Source organism: Rhodococcus sp. (in: high G+C Gram-positive bacteria), from assembly GCF_049299235.1.
In the GTDB taxonomy this organism is placed as follows: Bacteria; Actinomycetota; Actinomycetes; order Mycobacteriales; family Mycobacteriaceae; genus Rhodococcus.
Window position 1 is genome coordinate 1 of the sequence record NZ_JBAQXC010000074.1, and the last position, 5,748, is coordinate 5,748.

Below are 5,748 nucleotides of genomic sequence, written 5' to 3' on the forward strand. Positions count from 1 at the left end.
GGGATGCCCTTGTCGATGGTGATCGCGACCGCGGGGTCGCGGCCGACGTGGGCCGCGACGAGTTCGGCGGCCCGCCACGCCAGGTTGGTGGAGTCGGCGGGCACGAGCGCGGCGTCGGCACCGCGCACGGTCACGCTCAACGCGTCGGCAGACACCACCGTGACCTCGTCGCCCAGGGACAGGGCCTGGAACACGGTGCGCAACTCGTGGTAGCCGTCCTCGCGCAGGTCACCCACGGCAAGATGCAGGTTGACCTTGGACGGGGCCCGCACCGTGACGGGCGTCGGAACGACGGAAAGCACGAGTACAGAGCTTACCCGGAGCACCACACCTGCCGATTCGGCACCGGGCCGCCGGTCACGCCACGCGCATTCCCGTCGGGAGTCGTCCGATGGGCGTTCGGGTGCGGCGATATCCACTCGTGAGCAACCCGGCCGCGACGACGAACTGGATCCCGACCCCGAGCGGCCAGATCGGTGCCGTGTCGCGGGTCGGCGTCCCGTCCGGGTTTCCGTTCGAACAGGCGTTGTCGCTGATCGTGCCGCTCTGCGCCGTCCGCACCGCCTCGCTGATCCCGCCGAGCACCCCACGGTCGGTGTCGGGCGCCGACCGCGGCGCCGCATCCGCGACCACGACGAACGGGTTCGCGGCGAGCATCCACGCGATCCGTTCGGTGCGGTAGTCGGTGTGCAGTCGGGTGTCGGTGTCGCTGCACACGATCCGGCCGTTCGGGAACGCCTCGGACGGGCCCTCGTAGTAGGCACGGGGTATCCGCACGTCCTCGGCGACGAGTTGCATGCTCAGCCCGAACCCGATGAGTGTGCCCACCGCGAAGAACGCGGTGATCAGGTAGGTGGCGGTGACCGCGAACAATGGCCGGTGCGACCGCGCGGAGATCCCGACGCCGACGGCGCACATCACAGCGAGTTCGAGCGCGACCATGAGCACCAGCACGGGCAGGCTGAGGGCATGGACGTCGCCGCGCAGTACCGCCCACGCAAGCGCGGGCACCGCGACCGCGAGGAAGCCCAGGGCGACGACCCATGCCGCCAGCCACTTCCCCCACAGCAGTTGGCCGGGGCGCAGCAGGGTGTTCTGCAGAATCGCAAGTGTTCCCGCCGCGCGGTCGCCGCTCACCGAGTTCGCCGACAGAGCCGGGACGACGAGCAGCGCGAAGAACAACACGAACCCGAGGACGAGTTCGTACATGGCCTGCCCGGCGAAATCCATCTCGTCGAACGCGATGTCGGCGAGCGCAGTGACCGCACAGACCAGCGTGAACCACACGGCGAGCAGCACATACCATCCGCGCGAGCGGACCCGTTGCCGGATCTCGAGGCCGAAGACGGTCAGCACTCCGTCGAGATAGCCCAGGCCGAGCCGGGATTCGGATTCGGATTCGGTGACGGTCACGGCTGCTCCTGCAAGCTCAGGTAGGTCTGTTCCCAGGCGCCGGTGGCAGGCGCGAATTCGGTGACGGCGACACCGGCGTCGATCAACTCACGTAGCAGCGCCGCCGCACGGGTGTCGTCGTCGACGAGCACGATCCGCTCGCCGGGCCGCCGGTCCGGTGCGGACTGCGCCGGCCGGCCCGCCCGGATCAGCGCCGCGTCGAGCGTCGACGGGTCCAGCGCCCGGATCACGTACCGGCGGGCCTGCGCGTCGGCCTCGGCCAGGGTCTGTGTCCGAACGGTGCGGCCACCGGCGACGAAGACCGCCCGGTCGGCGATCTCGTCGAGTTCGGCCAGCACGTGCGAGCTGACGACGATCGTGCGGCCCTCGGCGGCGAGTTGCCGCAGCAGGATTCGCAGGTCGACGCGCGCTCCGGGGTCGAGGCCCGAGGCGGGTTCGTCGAGCAGCAACACCGCCGGATCGTGGACGAGCGCACGGGCGAGCGAAAGTCGTTGTTGTTGACCGCGGGACAGGGCACGCGCCGGGGTGTCCGCGAGTTCGACGAGCCGGACGGTCTCCAGCAAGTGGTCCGCCCGCTCCGTCGCCGGGGCACGGCCGATGCCGTAGAGCCGGGCGATCGTCACGAGGATTTCGCGGGCGGTCAGCGATTCCCAGACGCCGAGCGTGTCGGGCATCCAGCCGAGCCGCGCCCGCACCGCGGCCGGTTCGGTCGCCGGGTCGTGGCCGCAGATCCGCACGATGCCGCGGTCCGGGCGCAGCAGGGACGCGAGCATGAGCAGAAGCGTGGTCTTGCCGGAGCCGTTCGGCCCGATCAGTGCGGTGACCTCGCCGGCATGAGCGTCGAAATCGATGTCGCGGACCGCATCGACGGTGCCGAAGGATCGGGCCAGGCCACGCGCGTGGACGGTCGGGTCGGTGGTCACCGCCGTCACCCTACTCGGCCCGGAACCTCGGGTCCGGAACCGAACCAGGACCGAAGTCGTCCGCGATTCGTGGGATGGTGCAGGCATGCGCGAAACCTCCGCCCGGCTGCTCCGGTTGCTGTCGCTGCTGCAGACGCGCCGGGACTGGTCCGGCACCGAACTCGCCGACCGCCTGTCGATCACCACCCGGACGGTGCGGCGCGACGTCGACAAACTCCGCGACCTGGGTTATCCGGTGGACGCCACCGTCGGTGTCGGTGGCGGCTACCGACTGGGTGCCGGTGCCGAGATGCCGCCACTGTTGCTCGACGACGAAGAGGTCGTCGCCGTCGCGTTCGCATTACAGGCCGGCGCGAACGACGCGGTCACCGGAATCGGCGAAGCGGCGACCCGGGCGCTCGCCAAGTTGCGGCAGGTGATGCCGTCGCGGCTGCGGCACCGACTCGAGACCCTCGAGGTCGAGGTGGTCGACCGGGCGCCCGCGGCATCAGCGGTGGATGCGGGTGTACTCAGCGCGCTCGCCGCGGTGTGCCACCGCCACGAGCGGTTGCGGTTCGACTACCGCACGCACGACGACGAGTCGATGCGGCGCGAAGTCGAACCGTACCGGCTGGTGCGGTCCCGGTTGCGCTGGTACCTGGTGGCATGGGATGTGACCCGGGACGATTGGCGCACGTTCCGGGTCGACCGGATGGAACCGAAGATCCCCACCGGTCCGCGGTTCACGCCGCGGCAACTGCCGCCGGGGGGCGCAGCCGAATTCGTGGCCAGCGGCATTCGGCGCGGTGTGGTGCAGGTGCATGCCCGGGTGTTGCTGCACGCACCCCTCGACAAGATCGCCCCGATGATCGACGATGACTGGGGCAGTGCGGAACTCGTCGATTCCGGCAGTTGCGCGGTGGCACTCGGCGGCCGGTCGCTCGAGTCGATTGCGCATTGGCTGCATGCCTTCGACGTCGACTTCACCGTGCTGGAACCACCCGAGTTGCGGCAGGCATGCCGATCGCTCGCCGAGCAGCACCGGCAGATGGCGGACAGATACGCACAGGCATGAGCGCCGAAGCTCCGAACCGCACGAAACCCCGGAACTCGTGACGAGTTCCGGGGTTTCGCGGGAGGTATCGGTATCAGCCGATGACGTTGACGCCGGTGGCCTGCGGGCCCTTCTGGCCCTGGCCAACCTCGAAGCTCACGCGCTGGTTCTCCTCGAGGGTGCGGAAGCCGCGGCCCTGGATCTCGGAGAAGTGCACGAAGACGTCAGCCGAACCGTCGGCGGGAGCGATGAAGCCGAAGCCCTTTTCGCCGTTGAACCACTTCACGGTGCCTTCAGCCATGATGTTTCCTTACTGCTGTGGGGTGGCGGTCGCCTCCCCGTCGTCGGACGGCGGAACACCATCCGGGTCTGTCACTCGACGGCTGAAACGATTTCCGTGGTGGCTATCGCATCCGCTCGCAACCAGAAATGTGCGAGGGTAAACCACAAACACACTACCTAACGACCAGGTAACAGTAGATCACAGACTCCACGTACCCGCAACCACGACTCGAAACTTCTTGGGGAACAACAGCAGCGGGCCGTCACTCGGTACCGGCAAGCCGCACGAACGCGGCCGCGTCGAGCTTCTCGCCGCGCTCCGACGGTTCGATGCCCGCGGCGACCAACCGGCGTTCCGCCTCGGCTGCCGACCCCGCCCACCCGCTCAGCGCCGCGCGCAACGTCTTGCGTCGTTGCGCGAACGCGGCATCGACGACAGCGAAGACACGACGGCGATGTTCCGCGTCCACCGGCCACGGCGGTTCGGCGTAGCGATCGACCCGGACGAGACCGGATTCGACCTGCGGCACGGGCCAGAACACCGCGCGCCCGACCGCACCGGCACGACGCACCTCCCCGAAGAAACAGGCCTTGACGCTGGGCACCCCGTACACCTTGCCGCCGGGCTGCGCGGCGAGCCGGTCGGCGACCTCCGCCTGGACCATGACCAGCGCGGTACGCAGCGACGGGAACTCGGCGAACAGGTGCAGCAGGACCGGTACCGCGACGTTGTAGGGCAGGTTCGCGACGACCGCTGTCGGGGTGACCGGCAGATCGCCCGGCAACACCTTCATCGCGTCCTGCAGTACGACGTCGAGGTTTCCGGCGAGTTCCGGTGCCCGCTGCCGGACGGTCTCGGGCAGCCGCGCGGCGAGTTTCGGGTCGATCTCCACCGCGATCACCCGCGCCACGACGTCGAGCAGGGCGAGCGTCAGCGATCCGAGGCCGGGGCCGACCTCGAGCACCACGTCGTCGCGGCCAACCCCGGCAACCGACACGATGCGGCGCACGGTGTTGGCGTCGTGCACGAAATTCTGGCCGAGTTGTTTGGTGGGACGAACGCCGAACTCCTCGGCGAGCGACCGAACCTCGGCGGGGCCGAGCAGTGCCGCCTGTCCGCGGGGAGAATCGTCTGACACGCTTGTGAACCTAGCGCACGCCGAGGCCACCGGAGCACGACGGCCACGCACCCCAGCCCTGCTTCTGCTGTGTCACGTCGGCGATCGCGATCTGCTCCTCGCGGGTGGCGAGGTCCGCGCGTGGCGCGTAACGCAGCCCTCCCAGCCGCTCCCACGTGCTCTGATCGAACTGCATGCCACCGTAATAGCCGTTGCCGGTGTTGATCGCCCAGTTGCCGCCGGCCTCACACGTGGCCAGCGCGTCCCAGATGTCGCCGTCCTCGACGGGCGGAACCTCGGTGCCCGGCTTGGTGCCGACCCGCACGATCGCGGGTCGCGCCGGGGCGGTGACCACCGTGTCGGTGGCTTCCCGACCGGTCTCGATCCCGTCGACGGTGCTGACGGCGAACGTCACCTCCTGGACGCCGGGGGCGCCCGGATCCTCGACGATGCTGCGGCTCATGTTCATCGTCTCGTCCTCGATGCGATGAACCGGCGGATCGAGCGGCAACGTCTCGGCGATGTCGTGGACGCGTTTGCGGGTGACGTCGATGTCGAGACCGTCGGTGAGCGGAGTGTCCGCGGGCGGGTTCACCTCGTCGGCTTGTTCGAGGGGCACGCCGCGTACGGCGAGGAATTCGGCGACGGTGGGGGCGGCGAGCCGGACCGGGACGGCAGGGGCACCGCCGTCGGAAAGCCGCACGGTGCGCGGGTTCACGACGGCGAGATCGATCCCTTCGAGCGGCACTCGGTGCGACCGCGATGCCGACACGTAGACGTCGGAGGCCAACTCGAACTGGGTGAGCGCGTCGTCGACGGTGAGCGCGGTGGTCCAGACGTCGCGTTCGGCGCCGTCGATGGTCAACTGGACTTCCCGTGCCCGGCGCAACACCACGGTGTCGCCGTCGGAGACGACCGCATCCGCGTCCGGTGCCACGACGTCGTGCTGTCCGACGCCGTATCCGACATCGGACAGCAC

6 protein-coding genes and 1 pseudogene are annotated in these 5,748 nt (G+C 69.4%); 1 reads left to right on the plus strand and 6 read right to left on the minus strand.

From position 1 onward, the window contains the following. The 3 genes and pseudogenes from WAX14_RS04035 to WAX14_RS04045 form a co-directional block, all read right to left on the minus strand. Positions 1 to 302: pseudogene (locus WAX14_RS04035) on the minus strand (4-(cytidine 5'-diphospho)-2-C-methyl-D-erythritol kinase); the annotation flags it as partial. Positions 303 to 357: 55 nt separating this feature from the next. Next, positions 358 to 1,413: an ABC transporter permease gene (locus WAX14_RS04040; RefSeq protein ID WP_422626803.1), complete on the minus strand. Its 1,056-nt coding sequence runs from the start codon at positions 1,411 to 1,413 to the stop codon at positions 358 to 360. Continuing rightward, positions 1,410 to 2,336, minus strand: coding sequence for an ABC transporter ATP-binding protein (locus WAX14_RS04045; RefSeq protein ID WP_422626804.1), 927 nt, complete (start codon positions 2,334 to 2,336; stop codon positions 1,410 to 1,412). The genes WAX14_RS04040 and WAX14_RS04045 overlap by 4 nt, the downstream gene beginning before the upstream one ends. Before the next feature lie 85 nt (positions 2,337 to 2,421). Here WAX14_RS04045 and WAX14_RS04050 point away from each other — a divergent pair, with 85 nt between their 5' ends. After that, a complete protein-coding gene (locus WAX14_RS04050; RefSeq protein WP_422626805.1) occupies positions 2,422 to 3,390 on the plus strand; it encodes a helix-turn-helix transcriptional regulator in 969 nt (322 codons plus the stop codon). A gap of 73 nt (positions 3,391 to 3,463) precedes the next feature. Here WAX14_RS04050 and WAX14_RS04055 read toward each other — a convergent pair whose 3' ends face one another. The 3 genes from WAX14_RS04055 to WAX14_RS04065 all read right to left on the minus strand — a co-directional run. Beyond that, positions 3,464 to 3,670, minus strand: coding sequence for a cold-shock protein (locus WAX14_RS04055; protein ID WP_422626806.1), 207 nt, complete (start codon positions 3,668 to 3,670; stop codon positions 3,464 to 3,466). Between the two features lie 244 nt (positions 3,671 to 3,914). Then, positions 3,915 to 4,790, minus strand: a complete 876-nt coding sequence (gene rsmA, locus WAX14_RS04060) for a 16S rRNA (adenine(1518)-N(6)/adenine(1519)-N(6))-dimethyltransferase RsmA (protein WP_422626807.1) — start codon at positions 4,788 to 4,790, stop codon at positions 3,915 to 3,917. Between the two features lie 10 nt (positions 4,791 to 4,800). Further along, the coding region (locus WAX14_RS04065) for a transglycosylase family protein (protein WP_422626808.1) at positions 4,801 to 5,748 on the minus strand (948 nt) is incomplete at its 5' end.